This is a genomic window from Streptomyces sp. NPDC031111 (assembly GCF_055570675.1).
In genome coordinates, this window is sequence record NZ_JBVIGS010000004.1 from 345,807 (window position 1) to 363,702 (window position 17,896).

Genomic DNA, 17,896 nt, shown 5'->3' on the forward strand with positions numbered 1-17,896 from the left:
GACAGCCGTTCCACCGTGCTGCTCGTGGTGATCGCGCTGGTCGTCGCGCTCGCCGCGGGCGGCACCGTGTACGCGCTGATGAGCGGCGGCGCCGCCGACAACCGTGCCGGCGGCGACCCCACCACCCCACCGGCCCCCACCGGCGCACCGCGGAGCCCCGGTCCGAGCACGCCCGACAGCGGGCAGCCGGCCGAGACCCCCCGGCCCAGTACCTCCGCGCCCGCGGACGGCACCGTCCCGGCCGGCTACCTGGGCAGCTGGTCCACCACCATCGACAACGCGAGCGGGGAGCACACCCGGCGGCTCACCATCCAGCAGGGCGAGGTCGGCGACACCGTCATGTCCCTCGTCGCCGACGGGCCCACCGGCGACGGCACCTACCACTGCGTCTTCGAGGCCCGGCTCACCGCCACCGACGGCGGCCGGCTGGAGCTCGGCCCGTCCTCCGTGACCGTCGGACAGCCGCGCAGCGCCTGCACCCCCGGCTCCGCCAGCGAGATCACCCTGCTCTCCGGCGGCTCCCTCCAGCGCGTCACCACCGGCAACGGCGAGCGGCTCACCTACACGCGGGACTGAACTCACCGTTCATCCACGGCTGTTGAACGTTCGGCGAACACCCGCGAACGTACGGCGCCGCCCCCTTCGTACAGCCGTACGGTGGCCACCCGGTCGAACGGGCGGGCACTGGCGGGGGCGGCACGATGGAGTGGCTGAGCGCGGAGAACCTGGTGGCCGTGGCGACGGCGATCCTCGGTGTCGTCGCCTCCGCGGTCATGGTCTGGTACGAGCGGCGGGTGCCGCGCCGCAAACGCATCGGGTACCGCGTGCAGTTGGACGTACCGATCGGGGACGGCCAGCGGTCGAGCCGCACCAGCCGACGGGAGGGCTGGTTCGACACGGCGTCGGGGATGACGCACGCCAGCATGGTGCTGCTGCGCATCGAGAACGACGGCTCGCAGGCCATCGGCCACGACGACTACCAGAGCCCGGGCAGCCACGGCCTGACCGTGGAGTTCACGGAGCGCACCATCCTCGGTGTCTCGGTCACCCAGCCGTCGGAGACCAGCCACCTCCTCGGACACTTCACCCAGGACCGCGGCTTCGGCTACCAGGACGGCACCCTGCGCCTCCCGCGCGTCCCGCTGAACCGGGGCGCCTACTACAAGCTGCTGGTGCTGCTCTCCGGCGGCCGCGTCGGCGACGAGATCCAGCTGAGCGGCGACCTCCGCGAGGGCGACGTGCACCGCAACCGCAGTGCCACCCCGGACGACAAGGCCCCGCTGTTCAGCCGGGCGGCACGGCTGATCACCATTACGCTCACGCTGTGCGTGGTGGCCCTGGCGGTGATCGTCGTGGCCCAGGACGACAGCCCGCCCCCCATCGGGTGCCGGGGCGGCACCCTGACCCTCACCGGATCGACCGCGTTCGCACCGGTGCTGCGGGAGGTCGCGGAGGAGTACGAGCGGGACTGCGAGGACGTCGACCCGGACATCGACGTGGAGAACCCCCACGGGTCGACGGCCGGGATACGGGACCTGGCGGCGGCCGGAGCGGAGGCGGAGAACGGCTCGCCGCCGGTGGTGGCCCTGTCGGACGGACCCAAGCCGAGCGGGCACCCCGAACTGCGCGAGCACCTGGTGGCGGTGTCGGTGTTCGCACTGGTGGTGAACGAGGACGTGCGGGTGCGGAACCTGTCGACGGCGGACGTACGACGGCTGTACCGGGGCGAGATCGCGAACTGGAGCGAGCTGGGCGGCCCGGACCTGGCGGTCCACCTCGTCAGCCGGGACGCCAACTCGGGCACGAGACAGGTCTTCCAGCGCCGCGTGCTGGGCCGGGGCGAGATCGCCCACTCCTCCGTCGACTGCGTGCACAAGGACGACCCGACCGCCCCCGTCATCCGCTGTGAACTCGACTCCACCGAACAGGTGCTGGAGACCGTCGCCGACATCCCCGGCGCGATCGGCTACAGCGAACACGGCCGCGCCTCCCGGGCGAAGGGGCTGCACTGGCTGAACCTCGACGGCGAGGTCCCGTCCGTCGACGCCATCGAGCGCGGGACGAGTGCGTACCCCTACCGGGAGATCGAGTACGCGTACACGTACGGGCAGCCTTCGTCGGACTCGCTGACGTCGAGATTCCTGACGTACCTCACGCGCGGCAGCGGCCAGGACGCGATCCGCGCCCACGGACACCTGCCGTGCTGGACCCCGGCGGGGATGGAGCTCTGCCGACGGCCCGCGCGGTGACGGCCCGGCTCACCTCGGCTCGGGCGGACGCTGCCGGGGCATGTTCGGGCGGGCCGGCCCCGGCGGGGACGGGAAGCGGCCGTTCGGAAGGGCGCCCTCCGGGCGGCTCCCGCCCGTCACCGCCGTCTGGATGCCCAGCGGCGCGCCACCCGTGCGGAACTCCACCATCCAGTCGGCCGTCTCGACCCGCACCAGCTCGGCGACGTCCTCCGAGAACCTCCGCAGCACCGTCAGGCACCGCTCGGCCGCCTCGCTCGCCGTGCCGTCCGCCGGACCCAGCACCTCGCGGACGCACTCCGACGCCCAGTCGAACTGGAACGCCTGGAGCCGCCGCTGCACCGCCTGCGCGGTCGCCATGTCCCGCATCCAGCCGGACGTCACCCCGAAGAACCGGTCCGCGGCGGCGCAGGCCACCCCGAGCAGCAGCGCCAGATACCCCCAGGGCGCGGACCCGTCGGCCACCCCGGTCAGATCGAGCAGCGGGAGCGCGGCCCCGGTGAGCGCGCCCACGGCCGTCCCGGCCCGCAGCGCCCACCCGCACCGCCGCTTCCACACCCGGTCCTCGAGATACCAGGCGGCCGTGTCCAGGGCCCCGCGCTCCACCCACCGGTACAGCTCGTCCAGCCGGGCCGCCGGCTCGCCCCAGTCCCCGAGCGGGAACTCCCGCCCGGCCGGGTCGCCCGGCCGCAGCCCGGCCGCCCCCTCGCCCCGCCCGTCCTGAGGCCGACCCTCGGGCTGCATCTCCGGCTGACCCACCCGGTTTCTCCCTACTGGTACCCCTGCTGACGCCGCGTACTGTCCGTACCGTCCGTGCATGAAGTGTGACGCCAGGTGTTCGCGCGCCGGACCCTTCCTACCGCCCAATGGGTGGCGGTGTCGGGGGTTCGGGCTCTTTGTCGCCCGGAAGATGGCCGTGATCAGGTATAGGGCCGAAACCGTGACTCACCCGAAAGAGTGCCGGGGCGACGGCTCCCGTGACCACGTAGGCTCGTGCCGAACGGTAAATCCCTTACCGACGGACCGACCAAGGAGCGCAATCGTGATCCCCGGTGGTGGCCAGCCGAACATGCAGCAGCTGCTCCAGCAGGCCCAGAAGATGCAGCAGGACCTGGCCAAGGCCCAGGAGGAGCTGGCGAGGACCGAGGTCGACGGACAGTCCGGCGGCGGTCTGGTACGGGCCACCGTGACCGGCTCCGGCGAGCTGCGCGGCCTCGTGATCGACCCCAAGGCGGTGGACCCGGAGGACACCGAGACCCTCGCGGACCTGATCGTCGCGGCGGTCCAGGCGGCCAACGAGAACGCCCAGACCCTCCAGCAGCAGAAGCTCGGCCCGCTGGCCCAGGGCCTGGGCGGCGGCGGTATCCCCGGTCTGCCCTTCTGAACCTTTCTAAGACGGCCCGCGGGCCTCTACCGTACGTACTGAAGGAACACCAGGAAGGGACGGCAGTCCGTTGTACGAAGGCGTGGTCCAGGACCTCATCGACGAACTGGGGCGGCTGCCCGGCGTCGGTCCCAAGAGCGCGCAGCGGATCGCCTTCCACATCCTCCAGGCCGAACCGACGGACGTACGCCGGCTGGCGCACGCGCTGATGGAGGTCAAGGCGAAGGTCCGCTTCTGCGCGACCTGCGGGAACGTCGCGCAGGAGGAGCAGTGCAACATCTGCCGCGACACCCGCCGCGACCCGGCCGTCATCTGTGTCGTGGAGGAGCCGAAGGACGTCGTGGCGATCGAGCGCACCCGTGAGTTCCGCGGCCGCTACCACGTCCTGGGCGGCGCGATCAGCCCCATCGACGGGGTCGGGCCCGACGACCTGCGTATACGAGAACTTCTCGCGCGGTTGGCCGACGGGACGGTGACGGAGCTGATCCTGGCCACGGACCCGAATCTGGAGGGCGAGGCCACGGCGACGTACCTCGCCCGCATGATCAAGCCCATGGGCCTGAAGGTCACCCGCCTGGCCAGCGGCCTCCCGGTGGGTGGCGACCTGGAATACGCGGACGAGGTCACCCTCGGCCGCGCCTTCGAGGGGAGACGACTCCTAGATGTCTGATGCCACGCTGCACGCGACCGACCAGAACCCTGACGACTTCGCGGTCCAGATCGCGGATCAGATCGAGAGCTTCCTGGTCGCCGTCACGGAGGTGGCGAAGGGTGACGAGCCGGACTCGGCGGTCCCCTTCCTCCTCCTGGAGGTCTCCCAGCTCCTGCTGGCCGGCGGCCGCCTGGGCGCACACGAGGACATCGTCCCGGACGAACGCTACGAGCCGGACCCCGGCCCGGAGCTGGACGTGGACGACCTCCGCGAGAACCTCGCCCGCCTCCTCGACCCGATCGACGTCTACTCCGAGGTCTTCGACCCCTACGAGCCCCGCAAGGCCCCGGTCCCGGCCCGTATCTCCGACGACCTCACCGACGTGATCACCGACCTCCGCCACGGCATGGTCCACTACCGCGCGGGCCGCACCTCGGAAGCCCTGTGGTGGTGGCAGTTCTCCTACTTCTCCAACTGGGGCTCGACGGCGTCCGCGACCCTGCGCGCACTCCAGTCGGTGGTCGCCCACGTCCGCCTCAACCAGCCCCTGGCCGAACTCGACGGCCTCGACACCGACCAGGGCATGGGCGACGACACCCTGGAGTTCGAGGCGGGCAGGGTCATGGCCGAGGAGATCGGCGGACCGCTGGGGATGCGTCCGGTTCAGTAACCGTCGGATGTGACGCAGGTCGCTTTTCCGAGTGGTTCGCGTGGGGATGGGCATGAGCCCCCCTGCACGGGCGCCGGGGAGTCTCACCATGCGATATCGCGGAGGGGTTTTTCGGGCGCTCGATAGACTGAGCCGACCGCAGCGCACACATATGTGGGCGGACTGTGGAAAACGACGGACTGAGCGAGGAGCGCACGTGGGCCTTGTCGTGCAGAAGTACGGAGGCTCCTCCGTAGCCGATGCCGAAGGCATCAAGCGCGTCGCCAAGCGGATCGTGGAAGCCAAGAAGAACGGCCACCAGGTGGTCGCCGTGGTTTCCGCGATGGGCGACACGACGGACGAGCTGATCGATCTCGCCGAGCAGGTTTCCCCGATCCCTGCCGGGCGCGAGCTCGACATGCTGCTGACCGCCGGAGAGCGTATCTCCATGGCCCTGCTGGCCATGGCGATCAAAAACCTGGGCCACAACGCCCAGAGCTTCACCGGCAGCCAGGCAGGTGTCATCACCGACTCGGTCCACAACAAAGCCCGCATCATCGATGTCACGCCGGGCCGGATCAAGGCATCGGTGGACGAGGGCAACATCGCCATCGTCGCTGGTTTCCAGGGCGTCAGCCAGGACACCAAGGACATCACCACGCTCGGCCGCGGTGGCTCCGACACCACCGCCGTCGCCCTCGCCGCCGCGCTCGACGCCGAGGTGTGCGAGATCTACACGGACGTCGACGGTGTGTTCACCGCCGACCCGCGTGTGGTGAAGAAGGCGCGGAAGATCGACTGGATCGCGTTCGAGGACATGCTCGAACTCGCGGCCTCCGGGTCCAAGGTGCTGCTCCACCGCTGTGTGGAGTACGCCCGCCGGTACAACATCCCGATCCACGTCCGCTCGTCCTTCAGCGGACTCCAGGGCACGTGGGTCAGCAGTGAGCCGATGAAGCAAGGGGACAAGCAGGTGGAGCAGGCTCTCATCTCCGGTGTCGCGCACGACACCTCCGAGGCCAAGGTCACGGTCGTCGGTGTGCCGGACAAGCCCGGCGAGGCCGCCTCGATCTTCCGCACGATCGCCGACGCCGAGATCAACATCGACATGGTCGTGCAGAACGTGTCCGCCGCCTCCACGGGCCTGACGGACATCTCCTTCACCCTGCCGAAGACCGAGGGCCGCAAGGCCATCGACGCCCTGGAGAAGAACAAGGGCGCCATCGGCTTCGACTCCCTGCGCTACGACGACCAGATCGGCAAGATCTCCCTGGTCGGCGCCGGTATGAAGACCAACCCCGGCGTCACGGCGGACTTCTTCACGGCGCTCAGCGACGCGGGCGTGAACATCGAGCTGATCTCGACCTCCGAGATCCGTATCTCGGTCGTCACCCGCAAGGACGACGTGCCGGAGGCCGTCCGCGCCGTGCACTCCGCGTTCGGCCTGGACTCCGACAGCGACGAGGCCGTGGTCTACGGAGGCACCGGCCGCTGATGGCCGGAACCGCGGGACCCGGACGTTCCGGGCGGCCGACGCTCGCGGTCGTGGGAGCGACCGGCGCCGTCGGCACGGTCATGCTCCAGATCCTGTCCCAGCGTGCGGACGTCTGGGGCGAGATCCGACTGATCGCCTCCCCGCGCTCGGCCGGCCGCAAGCTGGCCGTGCGCGGCGAGGAGGTCGAGGTCGTCGCGCTCACCGAGGAGGCCTTCGACGGGGTCGACGTCGCGCTGTTCGACGTCCCCGACGAGGTCGCCGAGCAGTGGGCGCCGATCGCGGCGGCGCGGGGCGCGGTGGTCGTCGACAACTCGGGCGCCTTCCGCATGGACCCGGACGTGCCGCTCGTCGTGCCCGAGGTCAATCCGCACGCCGTGCGGATGCGTCCGCGCGGGATCATCGCGAACCCGAACTGCACCACCCTGTCGATGATCGTCGCCCTGGGCGCGCTGCACGCCGAGTTCGGCCTGCGCGAGCTGGTCGTCTCCTCGTACCAGGCGGTCAGCGGCGCCGGGCACGCCGGCGTGCGGACCCTGCGCGAACAGCTGTCCCTGGTCGCCGGTACGGAACTGGGGACCAGCCCCGGTGACGTGCGGCGCGCCGTGGGGGACAACACCGGGCCGTTCCCGGAGCCGGTCGCGCTGAACGTCGTACCGTGGGCCGGGTCGCTGCGGGAGGACGGCTGGTCCTCGGAGGAGATGAAGGTCCGGGACGAGTCCCGCAAGATCCTGGGCCTGCCCTCGCTCCCGGTGGCGGTCACCTGTGTCCGCGTCCCCGTGGTCACCACGCACTCCCTCACCGTGCACGCCCGCTTCGAGGGCGAGGTCACCGTCGACAAGGCCCGCGAGATCCTCGCCACGGCGCCCGGAGTCGTCCTCTTCGACAACCCGGCCGCGGGGGAGTTCCCCACCCCCGCCGACGTCGTCGGCACCGATCCGACCTGGGTCGGACGCGTACGCAGGGCCCTCGACGACCCCACCGCGCTGGAGCTCTTCGTGTGCGGCGACAATCTCCGCAAGGGAGCCGCGCTCAACACCGCGCAGATCGCCGAACTGGTGACGGTTGAACAGTGAAAAGTTCTGGATCACACGGCATTCGTTTGTAGGATCTGTGTAAGTCCGGTGAACCGATTCCGAGCCGAGGGCCACTTGATCGGGCCGGGCCGGCAACCGAGGATTGCACGAGGATTCACCTCCCCGTTCTCCGCAACCGAGCGGAGGGCGGGGAGCGTCTTTGCGGACACCCCTACCGGGGGCCGTGGGGACGCTGCCTTTCGGACGTGGGGACGTCCGGGCCGGGCGTGGGGACGTCCGTTCATATGGGACACAGGGGAAGAGCGGGACACATGAGGGCATTTGACGTGCTGTCGGTGGTGCTGCCCGACACGGGCGGCGGGCCGGTGACACCGGCCGCCGTAAAAGTGACGCCCGGCATGTACAACCCTCACGGGGGGAAGCGTGTCCAACTGGCGTGGCTGAGGTACTCGACTTCACAGCGCCGCGCGGCACGGCCCTACGTCCGCCCCGCCAGGCTCTACGACCCCGCGTGGCCGGCGTGCCCGGTGGCATGCCGGTGATCGCGCCCATGCCCGCAGCGCGCCCCGCCCGCATACCCGGTCAGCGAGACGGCGCCGACGACGTCGTGGCGGCCGGCACCACCGTCGACCATCTCACCGAGACCTACCGCGCGCACTACCGCTCGCTGCTGGGCCTCGCGGCGCTCCTCCTCGACGACACGGCCTCCTGCGAGGACGTCGTCCAGGAGGCGTTCATCCGCGTCCACTCGGCCCGCAAACGCGTCCGGGACCCGGAGAAGACCCTGGCCTATCTGCGCCAGACGGTCGTCAACCTGTCCCGCTCCGCGCTGCGCCGCCGCATCCTCGGCCTCAAACTGCTCTCCAAGCCCATGCCCGACATGGCGAGCGCGGAGGAGGGCGCCTACGACCAGCTGGAGCGCGACTCCCTCATCAAGGCGATGAAGGGTCTGCAACGCCGGCAGCGCGAGGTGCTGGTGCTGCGCTACTTCGCGGACATGACCGAGGCGCAGGTCGCCGAGACCCTCGGCATCTCGCTGGGTTCGGTCAAGGCGTACGGCTCGCGCGGCATCGCGGCGCTGCGGGTGGCCATGGAGACGCCGGCATGAGCGACGGCAAGGACGCGCGACGCGAGGAGCGCGAACCGGAGGTCACGGAGACCCCCGGTTCGTCCGACGCCGCGCGGGAGTCCGAGGGCGTGAGCGCGCCCGAGGGCGCACGGGAATCCGGCGACGGGCACGAGCCGGAGCACACGCACGCGGGGAACGGAACTGTGAACGACGGCCTGGACGAACAGAGCCCCAACGGGCTCGACGCGGACGAGCTGGCACTGCGCAGCATGCTGCACGACGCGGTGCGGGAGGTGGAGCCGGGCGACGGCACCCTGGACTATCTGCGCCGGGCCGTCCCCGCCCGCCGGGCCCGCAAGCGCCAGGCCCTCGTCGGCGCGGCCGCCGCCGCGCTCTTCCTCGGCACCGCCGTCCCCGCCCTGCTCCACGTCTCGGGCGCTACCGGCTCCGACGCCAACCCCTCCGCCGTCGGCCACGCCTCGCAGGCTCAGGGCGGCACCGGCGAGGGCAAGGGCACGGACGGCGGCGAGAGCACCGCCGGCGGCTCCTCCGACCGGGTCGAGGGGACCGACAAGGGCGACAAGAAGGACAAGGACAAGGACGAGGACGGCGCGAGCAGCGGCTCGAGCACGGGCACCACGGAGGGGGCCGACCCCTCGTCCAGCGTCGCGGCCGGGGCGCCCGCCTGCACCGCCGCCCAGCTCGGCCCGGCGGTCGCGTCCAGCGCCGCCCCGGACTCCATGGGCACGGTCTACGGCTCGTTCCGGGTCACCAACGTCTCCACCGCAGGCTGCACCGTCGAGGACGCCGGCGTCGTCGGCGTGACCCCGCAGGGCGCGGCCGACCCCGCCAAGGTGGGCTCGGCGCGGCATGTGGCGGGCGACGCGGCGGCCGGACTGCCCGACCCCTCCCTGGAGGCCGCGCAGCTGGTGCTCAAGCCGGGAGAGTCGTACGAGGTGAAGTTCGCCTGGGTGGCCTCCGAGCCCTGCGCCCCGCCGGGCGACACCACGGGCGGCGGCACCGGCGGCCCCTCGCCGGACCCGACACCCACCGAGAACCCGACCACGACGACCGGGGCGTCCACGGGCACCGACAGCGGCATGACCACGCAGCTGGTCATGGAGGACGGCACGGTCGAGGGCAGCGTGGCGGTGACGTACACGGCGTCCACCGGCTCGGGCTCGGCCACCGCGACGGTCGGCAAGGCGTGCGCGGGCACGGTGTACTGGACCGGGCTGCTGCCGGCTGTGTGAGGTGACGGAGGCCGCCGCGCGGCCGTCAGTCAGACCGCTGACGGAGTCGGCCGCTCCGGTTCGCGTTCCCCGTCGCCGTTCTCGTCGTCCTCGTCGTTCTCGTCCGGGACCAGGCCCAGTTCCGCGTCGCGGGCGAACTCCAGCTCGCGGCGGAGCAGACGGAACCACATGAAGATCACGAAGCCCACGAAGGCGAACCACTCGGCGGTGTAGCCGAGGTTCTGGAAGGCCTTCAGGTCCAGCCCGGTGCCGCCCGGCGCGGTCGCCGGCACCGCCTTCATCCCCGCGTCACCGCGGTTGAGCGTGACCCAGGCGTCGTACACGTCGTACTCCACGAGGTTCACCAGCGACGCCGAGCTGATCGCCGCCGTCTGCCCGGCCGGGAGTCCGCCGCGGGCGCTGACGCCGTTGTTGCCCGGTGTCTCGGAGGCCTGGAGCGCGCCGGTGACGGTGACCTCACCGGTGGGCGCCGCGGGCACCTCGGACGGGTCGGGCGAGCCGGGCAGCCAGCCCCGGACGACGGGCAGCGCCCTGCCGGTGTCGGTGCGCAGCAGGGTCAGGACGTAGTAGCCGTCCTCGCCGTCCAGCTTGCGGTCGGGCACGAGCAGTTGGGTGTCGTACCGGCCGCTCGCGGTGGTCTGCTTCCCGGAGGTGGCCTTGGTCACGGGCAGCAGCCCGTCCAGCGGCCTGGCCTCCTCCCGCTTGTCCGAGGCGACCCGCGCCTCGGCCTCGCGGTGGTCGTCCACCCGGTCCTCGAACCGGCCCAGCTGCCAGGACCCCATGAAGATGCAGAAGGGGATGGACAGCAGGACGAAGACGTTGATCCCCCACCAGCGGGGCGTCAGCAGAAACCGGTACACGCCCTCAACGGTACGGGTCGGCGGGTGGTTCCCGTCCCGCGGGGTCGCCTCGGGCACGGGCGGCAGGTGAAGGATCGGGGAGAAGTTGTCCACAGGCTGGGGACCTCGGCGGCGGGATGTCCTCCGGGACGGGCAGTATGGGGTCATGACTGAGAGCAACGGGTCCCACGCGCCGGACCGGGCGGACCACCAGACCGAGCGAGTGGAACGGGGCACGGACATGCCCGACTGGGAGAAGCGCTTCCGGGCGCCCCGGGTGTCCCTGCCCGACTGGGCGGAGGACGCCCCCGACCGCTCCCTGTTCGTGTCGAACGCGACGGGGACGTACGAGCTGTACGCCTGGGACCGGACGACGGGTGAACAGCGTCAGGTGACGGACCGGCCCAACGGCACGACGGACGGGGTGCTCTCGCCGGACGGCGAGTGGATCTGGTGGTTCGACGACAAGGACGGCGACGAGTTCGGCGTCTGGCGCCGGCAGCGGTTCTCGGGCGGCGAGGACGAGCTCGCGGCGCCGGGCCTGGACCCGTCGTACCCGGCCGGCCTCGCCCTGGGCCGGGACGGCCGTACGGCGGTCGTGGGCCGCTCCACGGACGAGGACGGTACGACGATCCACCTGGCCCGCACGGGCGAGGGACCCGTGGAGATCTACCGGCACCGCGAGTCGGCGGGCGTCGGCGACCTCTCCCACGACGGTTCACTGATCGCCGTGGAGCACACCGAGCACGGTGACGCGATGCACTCCGCGCTGCGGGTGATGCGCCCCGACGGCACGACGGTCGCCGAACTCGACGACACGGAGGGCGGCACGCGGGAGCTGGGCCTGGAGGTGCTGGGCTTCGCCCCCGTCGCGGGCGACACCCGGCTGCTCATCGGTCACCAGCGGCGCGGACGCTGGGAGCCGCTGGTGTGGGACGTGGCGTCGGGGGAGCAGACGGACCTCGCCCTGGACCTGCCCGGCGACGTGAGCGCCGAGTGGTACCCGGACGGCACCGGCCTGCTCATCGCGCACGGCTTCGAGGCCCGCGGCGAGCTCTTCCGCTACGACCTGGCCGAACGCCGGCTGGAGAAGATCCCGACCCCGCGCGGCGCGGTCTCGGGCGCGACGGTCCGCCCCGACGGCAGCGTGGAGTACCTGTGGTCGTCGGCGGCCGAACCGCCGGCGGTGCGTTCCACGGCCGGCGGGGTGGTCCTGGACCCGCCCGGGATGAAGTCGCCCGGGTCCGTGCCGGTGGAGGACGTGTGGGTGGAGGGCCCGGGCGGCCGGATCCACGCGCTCGTCCAGAAGCCCGCCGGCGCGACCGGTCCGCTCCCGACGGTCTTCGACATCCACGGCGGCCCCACCTGGCACGACAGCGACTCCTTCGCGGCGGGCCCGGCGGCCTGGGTCGACCACGGCTACGCGGTGGTCCGCGTCAACTACCGGGGCTCCACGGGCTACGGCCGCGCCTGGACCGACGCGCTGAAGCACCGGGTGGGCCTGATCGAGCTGGAGGACATCGCGGCGGTGCGGGAGTGGGCGATCGAGTCCGGTCTCGCCGACCCCGCCCGGCTGATCCTCACCGGCGGCTCCTGGGGCGGCTACCTCACCCTGCTGGGGCTCGGCACGCAGCCCGAGGCGTGGGCGATGGGCATCGCGGCGGTTCCGGTCGCCGACTACGTCACGGCGTACCACGACGAGATGGAAGCGCTGAAGGCGATGGACCGCACGCTCCTCGGCGGCACCCCCGAGGAGGTCCCCGACCGCTTCGAGGCGTCCTCCCCGATCACGTACGTCGACCAGGTCAAGGCCCCGGTCTACATCTCGGCGGGCGTCAACGACCCGCGCTGCCCCATCCAGCAGATCGAGAACTACGTCAAACGCCTGGAGTCCCGCGACGCGCCCCACGAGGTCTACCGCTACGACGCGGGCCACGGCTCCCTGGTGGTCGACGAACGCATCAAACAGTTCCGCCTGGAACTCGACTTCGCCGCGAACCACCTCCCGTAACCCCACCCGGCCCCGCAGCTACGGGCACTCATACGTAGCTGCGGGCAGCCACACCGCCGTAGCTGCGGGCAGCCACGGCGCTGGGGCGCCTTCCCACCCCCCCACCTGCGGGCAGCCACGCCGCCGTAGCTGCGGGCAGTCGTGCCGCTGGGGCGGCACGGGTGGGCGCAGCGGCACCCCGCACACGCGGGCAAGTGAAACCCGCCCCGCCCAGCCCGGACCCGCTACGCCGCGCAGCGGCACCCCGCGCACGCGGGCAAGGGAAACCCACCCCCGCCCAGCCCAAACGGCGCGCCTACGTCCCGCTCCGCGCCCGCCGCCCCAGCAGCTCCGCCAGCCCTCGCCGAGTAGCCGCCAGCACCACCCGATCCTCCCCCCGCAGCACATACGTGTCGGGCAGGTCCCACACCAGCCCCACCCCCGGAACCTCGCCCGCACCCGCCGCCGTATCCAGCGCCAGCACCCGCCACGCCCCCGCCCGAAACGCCTCCCCCACCGTCCGCCCCTCCAACTGCGGATGCCCGCCCACCCTCACCGCCGCGAACAGCAACACCCGCCGCTCCACCGGAATCGCCCCCAGAATCTGCCGCCCCATCATCGCCCCCGCGAACGCGGGCGCGGCCAGATGCGAAACGCTCCGGCTCCGCGTCACCGCCCGGGGATGCGCGGTCCGCAGCGTCCGGTACACCGCCTTCGCGAAGTCGTCGTCGTACAGCCGCAGCACCGCCCGCAGATCCGGCCGCACGGACCGCGCGTACAGCACCGCCTCGAGATTCGTCGTGTCCGCACTGGTCAGTGCCAGCAACGCGTCCGCACGATGAATCTTCGCCGCCTCCAGCACCCCCTCCTGCGTGACGTCCCCCAGCACCACCGGCACCCTCAGCCGCCGCGCCACGGCCATCCCCCGCGCCTCCGGATCGGCCTCGACGCACACCACCGGAATGTGCAGCTCCCGCAGCCGCGTCAGCACCCGCGTCCCGATCTTGCCGAGCCCCAGCAGCACCACGTGCCCGCCCAGCCCGCGCGGCGGCTTCCGCAGCGCGGACGCCGTACGGAACGTCCCCAGCGCCTCCAGCACCGCCGCCAACAGCACCGGCAGCAGCAGCAACCCCACCAGTCCGGACAGCAGTTGCAGCACCTGCCGCCCCGTCGACTCGTGATGCGCGGGCTCGTTGATCGCGAACAGGTCGAGGAGCGTGACGTACGTGGCGTGCAACGCGTCGTCGTCCGTCACCAGTGCCAGCGTGACCGCGAGCGCGACCGTGGCCGCCACCAGCCCCGCCAGTGACCACCGCAGCCGCCGCGAGAACAGCGAGGCGAACGGCGGCACCCGGCTCCGTCCGGCCGTCAACGGCGGACCGGAGTAGGACACCTGCTCCAGCACCACCGTCCCACGCCCGGTCGCCGCCGCCACCGCCTCCGCGTCCGGCAGCAGTCGCGGCCCCTGGTCGCCGCTGTCCTCCGAACCCTCGTCCCCCGCAGGGTCGTTGCTCGTCGCGGACAGCAGCGCCAGCGTGCACAGTCCGGGGTCGGCCACCTCGCCGGGACGGGGAGGCCGGCGTTCCACCGCGCGCAGCAGCAGCCCGTCCGCGTCGACGACCTTGCTGGTGCCGACGAGCGCGGTGGCGACCAGCGCGGGGGCGGTCGTGTCGGCGTCGGACAGCACGGTCGTGGCGTGGTCGGCACCACGCTCCGGTGCGCTGCCGCCGCCCGCCAACTCCGCCGCCTGGTCGAGCAGTTCCTCGATGTGCTGGCCGAGCCGCCGGTTGTAGAGCCGGAGGACCAGCCGCAGCCGGGGGTTGAGCCGACGGGCGGTCAGGGCGGCGCGGATGTTCGTCTCGTCGTCGTCGTACACCAGCGCCAGCGCGGCGGCCCGCTCCACCCCGGCCTCGGCGAGCACGGCCTCGGTCGGCTCGGCCGCCTCCACCACCCGTTCGCCCGACCCCGGGGCCGTACTCCCGTCGGAGGAGCCGCCGTTGCCGCCGTGGCCGCCGTTGCCCCGGTTGACGGCGGTCACGACCCGGTCGAGCAGGGCCGCGGAGGCCGCGCGGGCCCGTCCGACCACCGGCTGCCGTTCGCTGCGCCCGGCCGGTGGCACGACGAGGGTGACCTGTTCGCGGTAGACACCGCGCAGTTCGGCGGCGAGCCGGTGCGCCAGCCCGTCGTCACCGCACACCACCATGTGCGCGGACGGATCGCTGGGCAGGGCCGGGTTGGGAAGGAGGCTCACCACAGGGGAAGAGACTGCCCGATCGCGGCGGGTGGTTCCAGGCGGCGGCTGAACGGCCGCGCCCCGACCGCCGTAACAAGGGGGAGGGACCGAGCGGCCCCGCTCTCCCGCGCGACCGTATCCGGAGGTGCACCCGGCTCGTGGCCATCACCAGAACACGCCCGCGCGGCACCGGCGACCCCGGCCCCGAGGGCCCGCCCGAGGACGGCCGGGAGGCGACCCCCGCCGAGGAGTCCCGCCACCCCGACTCCCCGCTCCTCCTCACCCTGTTCCTGCTCACGGCCGTGCTGTTCCAGGACCCGGTCCGCCGCGCCCTGGGCGCCCCGGTGATGCAGAGCTGGATGACGGTGTTCGTGGCGGTGGTGCTCCAGGCCCTGCCCTTCCTGGTGCTCGGTGTGCTGCTGTCGGCTGCGATCGCGGTGTTCGTCCCGCCGTCGTTCTTCGCCCGCGCCCTGCCGAGGCGGCCGGCGCTGGCGGTCCCCGTGGCGGGCGCGGCGGGCGCGGTGCTCCCGGGCTGCGAGTGCGCCTCCGTCCCCGTGGCGGGCGCCCTGGTGCGCAGGGGGGTGGCCCCGGCGGCGGCCCTGGCGTTCCTGCTGTCCGCGCCCGCGATCAACCCGGTGGTGCTGACGGCGACGGCGGTCGCGTTCCCGGACGACCCCGAGATGGTGCTCGCCCGCTTCGTCGCGAGCCTGCTGGTGGCGTGCGCGATGGGCTGGCTGTGGCAGCGCCTCGGCCGCACCGACTGGCTGCGCCCGCCGGCCCGTTCGTCCTACGAGGGGCGGAGCAGGGGCGCGGCGTTCTGGGGTTCGGTGCGGCACGACGTGATGCACGCGGGCGGCTTCCTGGTGGTCGGCGCGACGGCGGCGGCGACGCTGAAGGCGGTGGTCCCGGCGGAGTGGCTGCGCGCGGCGGCCGACCATCCGGTGCTGTCGGTGCTGGCGCTGGCGGTCCTGGCCGTACTGCTGTCGATCTGCTCGGAGGCGGACGCGTTCGTGGCGGCGTCGCTCACCCAGTTCTCGCTGACGGCGCGGCTCACCTTCCTGGTGGTGGGGCCGATGGTCGACCTGAAGCTCTTCGCCATGCAGGCGGGCACGTTCGGCCGCGCGTTCGCCCTGCGTTTCGCGCCGGCGACCTTCGTCCTGGCCGTGGCGGTGTCGGCGCTGACGGGAGCGGTGCTGCTGTGAAGGGCAACCTGAACCACCAGGCGCAGGCGGCCCTGCTGTTCCTGCTCGGCGCGACCGTGCTGCACGCCGGCCTGACCGACCTGCACCTGCGGTACGTCAAGGGGGGTCTGCGCCCGCTGCTCCTGCTGTCGGGAGCGGTACTGATCGCGACGGCGGCGGCGACGGTCCGGTACGAGTGGCGCCGTCCGCCGCGCACGGAGCGGCACCGGGAACCCCGTGTCTCCTGGCTGCTGACCCTGCCGGTCCTCGCCCTGATCCTGGTCGCCCCGCCGGCCCTGGGCTCCTACAGCGCCACCCACGCCGGAACGGCCCTCCAGAAGCCCTTCGGCTTCCCGGACCTGCCCGCCAAGGGCCCGCTGCGCCTCGGAGTCGGGGAGTACGCGGCCCGCGCGGTCTACGACAACGGCCGTCACCTGCGCGGCCGCCCCATCGGCGTCACCGGTTTCGTCGCCCTGGACGACGCCGGAACGCCGTATCTGGTCCGTATGAGCCTCAACTGCTGTGCCGCGGACGCCCAGCCGGTCAAGATCGCCCTCAGCGGCGAGATCCCCCCGGTCCTGCGACCCGACACCTGGCTGGAGGTCTCCGGCACCTACACCCCGCGCCGCGCGAAGGACCCGGTCAACGGCGGCCCCGTCCCCTACTTCGAGGTCACCTCCGCCCGGCCCGTCCCGGCCCCGCCGGATCCGTACGACGACTCCTGGTCGGGTTAGCCGACAGGCCCTGCTAGGACCCGTACGGCTGCTGCTGCGACGGCTGTCCGTACCCCTGGCCACCGCCCGGTCCGCCGACGGCCTGCGCCTGGAGCTGTTCGGCCTGCTCCCCGGTCACCTTCTGCTCCGCCCCGCAGAAGGTGCACTGCGTCGTGTACTTCGTCGAGACCGGGAACAGCGGCACGAAGAACAGGGTGAACTTGGTGACCCGCTTCCTGAGCGTGTGCGCGGCCGGATTCCCGCACTGCGCGCACACCAGCGTCAGTATCGCGAGCTGGTACAGATACCCCTTGGTACCAAAAATGATCATGTCGGCGATCCTTCCCAGGCCTCGGCCCCCCGAACCACCACACCAGACGGTGGCCCCCGTCGGCAACGTCACCGGCGGCTAGCATTTGTTGATCGACTCCGGCGAGAGGGGATGGTGGAGATACCCAATCACGCCGATGCCGTCCGCAGGCCCCGCACCCCGCTGAGCAAGGAGCGGGTGCTGGCCGCCGCCGTCGCCCTGGCCGACGAGGGCGGGGTCGACGCGCTCAGCATGCGCAAGCTCGCACAGGCGCTGGGCGTCGTGCCCATGGCGCTGTACAAGCACGTCGCCAACAAGAACGAGCTGCTGGACGCCATGATCGACGCCCTCGTCGGCGAGATCGACCCGCCGGCCGCCGGCACCGACTGGAAGACCGCCGTCCGGCTGCGCGTGCTGTCCGCCCGCCGCATGCTGCTGCGCCACCCCTGGGCGCCGGCCGTCATCGAGGCCCGGATGAAGGAGCGGGCCGCTCCGACCCCCGCGGTGATGGCGTACCTGGACTCGATGATCGGCGTCTTCCGGGCCGGAGGGTTCTCGGTCGACCTGGTCCATCACGCGATGCACGTCATGGGCAGCCGACTGCTGGGCTTCTCCCAGGAGCTGTTCGACGACACCCCGGACCGCGAGCCCGACCCGGACGCCCTCCCGCCCGAGGAGATGGCCGCGCGCTACCCCCACATCACCGAGCTGGCCATGGCCGTCGCCCATGACGCGGAGTCCGTCGTGGGCTCGGGCTGCGACGACCAGTACGAGTTCGAGTTCGCCCTGGACCTGACCCTGGACGGCCTGGAACGCCTTCTGCCCTGACCTCGGCCCCTGCCCTTGCG

At 72.3% G+C, this 17,896-nt stretch carries 16 protein-coding genes; 12 read left to right on the forward strand and 4 right to left on the reverse strand.

What is annotated here, in order from left to right:
- Positions 1-701 precede the first annotated feature (701 nt).
- Positions 702-2,249: a substrate-binding domain-containing protein gene (locus ACZ470_RS11930; RefSeq protein WP_468426741.1), complete on the forward strand. Its 1,548-nt coding sequence runs from the start codon at positions 702-704 to the stop codon at positions 2,247-2,249.
- 9 nt (positions 2,250-2,258) lie between these two features.
- On the opposite strand, the gene ACZ470_RS11935 is transcribed toward ACZ470_RS11930, so the two are convergent.
- Complete coding sequence (locus ACZ470_RS11935) at positions 2,259-3,005, reverse strand: SLATT domain-containing protein (RefSeq protein ID WP_468426742.1); 747 nt, start codon at positions 3,003-3,005, stop codon at positions 2,259-2,261.
- 283 nt (positions 3,006-3,288) lie between these two features.
- On the opposite strand from ACZ470_RS11935, the gene ACZ470_RS11940 reads away from it, so the two are divergent.
- The 7 genes from ACZ470_RS11940 to ACZ470_RS11970 all read left to right on the forward strand — a co-directional run bounded on the left by ACZ470_RS11940 (position 3,289) and on the right by ACZ470_RS11970 (position 9,782).
- Positions 3,289-3,630: a YbaB/EbfC family nucleoid-associated protein gene (locus ACZ470_RS11940; RefSeq protein ID WP_468426743.1), complete on the forward strand. Its 342-nt coding sequence runs from the start codon at positions 3,289-3,291 to the stop codon at positions 3,628-3,630.
- Positions 3,631-3,700: 70 nt separating this feature from the next.
- Positions 3,701-4,300 (forward strand): recombination mediator RecR, encoded by a 600-nt coding sequence (gene recR, locus ACZ470_RS11945; RefSeq protein ID WP_030863096.1) that lies wholly within the window; start codon positions 3,701-3,703, stop codon positions 4,298-4,300.
- Complete coding sequence (locus ACZ470_RS11950; protein ID WP_468426744.1) at positions 4,293-4,952, forward strand: DUF5063 domain-containing protein; 660 nt, start codon at positions 4,293-4,295, stop codon at positions 4,950-4,952. Before recR ends, ACZ470_RS11950 begins: the two co-directional genes overlap by 8 nt.
- Before the next feature lie 196 nt (positions 4,953-5,148).
- Entirely contained in the window at positions 5,149-6,426 is a 1,278-nt protein-coding gene (locus tag ACZ470_RS11955; protein WP_149548150.1) for an aspartate kinase, read from the forward strand.
- Complete coding sequence (locus ACZ470_RS11960; RefSeq protein ID WP_468426745.1) at positions 6,426-7,499, forward strand: aspartate-semialdehyde dehydrogenase; 1,074 nt, start codon at positions 6,426-6,428, stop codon at positions 7,497-7,499. Before ACZ470_RS11955 ends, ACZ470_RS11960 begins: the two co-directional genes overlap by 1 nt.
- A 397-nt stretch (positions 7,500-7,896) precedes the next feature.
- A complete protein-coding gene (locus ACZ470_RS11965) occupies positions 7,897-8,568 on the forward strand; it encodes a SigE family RNA polymerase sigma factor (RefSeq protein ID WP_468426746.1) in 672 nt (223 codons plus the stop codon).
- Positions 8,565-9,782 carry a hypothetical protein gene (locus tag ACZ470_RS11970; RefSeq protein ID WP_468426747.1) on the forward strand — a complete coding sequence of 406 codons (1,218 nt, stop codon included), beginning with the start codon at positions 8,565-8,567 and terminating at the stop codon, positions 9,780-9,782. The genes ACZ470_RS11965 and ACZ470_RS11970 overlap by 4 nt, the downstream gene beginning before the upstream one ends.
- A 29-nt stretch (positions 9,783-9,811) precedes the next feature.
- Here ACZ470_RS11970 and ACZ470_RS11975 read toward each other — a convergent pair whose 3' ends face one another.
- The gene (locus ACZ470_RS11975; RefSeq protein ID WP_468426748.1) at positions 9,812-10,642 is read right to left on the reverse strand and encodes an SURF1 family protein; all 831 of its coding nucleotides are present in this window, start codon (positions 10,640-10,642) and stop codon (positions 9,812-9,814) included.
- Positions 10,643-10,787: 145 nt separating this feature from the next.
- On the opposite strand from ACZ470_RS11975, the gene ACZ470_RS11980 reads away from it, so the two are divergent.
- Positions 10,788-12,632: a S9 family peptidase gene (locus ACZ470_RS11980; protein WP_468426749.1), complete on the forward strand. Its 1,845-nt coding sequence runs from the start codon at positions 10,788-10,790 to the stop codon at positions 12,630-12,632.
- Positions 12,633-12,927: 295 nt separating this feature from the next.
- Here ACZ470_RS11980 and ACZ470_RS11985 read toward each other — a convergent pair whose 3' ends face one another.
- A complete protein-coding gene (locus ACZ470_RS11985; protein ID WP_468426900.1) occupies positions 12,928-14,814 on the reverse strand; it encodes an NAD-binding protein in 1,887 nt (628 codons plus the stop codon).
- 188 nt (positions 14,815-15,002) lie between these two features.
- Between ACZ470_RS11985 and ACZ470_RS11990 the strand changes: the two genes are divergently transcribed.
- Both ACZ470_RS11990 and ACZ470_RS11995 read left to right on the forward strand, forming a co-directional pair.
- Complete coding sequence (locus ACZ470_RS11990; protein WP_468426750.1) at positions 15,003-16,046, forward strand: permease; 1,044 nt, start codon at positions 15,003-15,005, stop codon at positions 16,044-16,046.
- Between the two features lie 8 nt (positions 16,047-16,054).
- On the forward strand, positions 16,055-16,759 hold the full coding sequence (locus ACZ470_RS11995) for a TIGR03943 family putative permease subunit (protein ID WP_468426901.1): 705 nt from the start codon (positions 16,055-16,057) through the stop codon (positions 16,757-16,759).
- A 13-nt stretch (positions 16,760-16,772) separates the two neighbouring features.
- Here ACZ470_RS11995 and ACZ470_RS12000 read toward each other — a convergent pair whose 3' ends face one another.
- Entirely contained in the window at positions 16,773-17,069 is a 297-nt protein-coding gene (locus ACZ470_RS12000) for a zinc-ribbon domain-containing protein (RefSeq protein WP_468426751.1), read from the reverse strand.
- A 111-nt stretch (positions 17,070-17,180) separates the two neighbouring features.
- On the opposite strand from ACZ470_RS12000, the gene ACZ470_RS12005 reads away from it, so the two are divergent.
- Positions 17,181-17,876, forward strand: a complete 696-nt coding sequence (locus ACZ470_RS12005) for a TetR/AcrR family transcriptional regulator C-terminal domain-containing protein (RefSeq protein ID WP_468426752.1) — start codon at positions 17,181-17,183, stop codon at positions 17,874-17,876.
- Positions 17,877-17,896 lie beyond the last annotated feature (20 nt).

Bases quoted from the DNA above. Each gene is read 5' to 3' on its own strand.
- ACZ470_RS11930 (WP_468426741.1), top strand. From the start codon at position 702: ATGGAGTGGCTGAGCGCGGAGAACCTGGTGGCCGTGGCGACGGCGATC.
- ACZ470_RS11950 (WP_468426744.1), top strand. From the start codon at position 4,293: ATGTCTGATGCCACGCTGCACGCGACCGACCAGAACCCTGACGACTTC.
- ACZ470_RS11960 (WP_468426745.1), top strand. From the start codon at position 6,426: ATGGCCGGAACCGCGGGACCCGGACGTTCCGGGCGGCCGACGCTCGCG.
- ACZ470_RS11970 (WP_468426747.1), top strand. From the start codon at position 8,565: ATGAGCGACGGCAAGGACGCGCGACGCGAGGAGCGCGAACCGGAGGTC.
- ACZ470_RS11980 (WP_468426749.1), top strand. From the start codon at position 10,788: ATGACTGAGAGCAACGGGTCCCACGCGCCGGACCGGGCGGACCACCAG.
- ACZ470_RS11985 (WP_468426900.1), bottom strand. From the start codon at position 14,814: ATGGTGGTGTGCGGTGACGACGGGCTGGCGCACCGGCTCGCCGCCGAA.
- ACZ470_RS12000 (WP_468426751.1), bottom strand. From the start codon at position 17,069: ATGATCATTTTTGGTACCAAGGGGTATCTGTACCAGCTCGCGATACTG.
- ACZ470_RS12005 (WP_468426752.1), top strand. From the start codon at position 17,181: ATGGTGGAGATACCCAATCACGCCGATGCCGTCCGCAGGCCCCGCACC.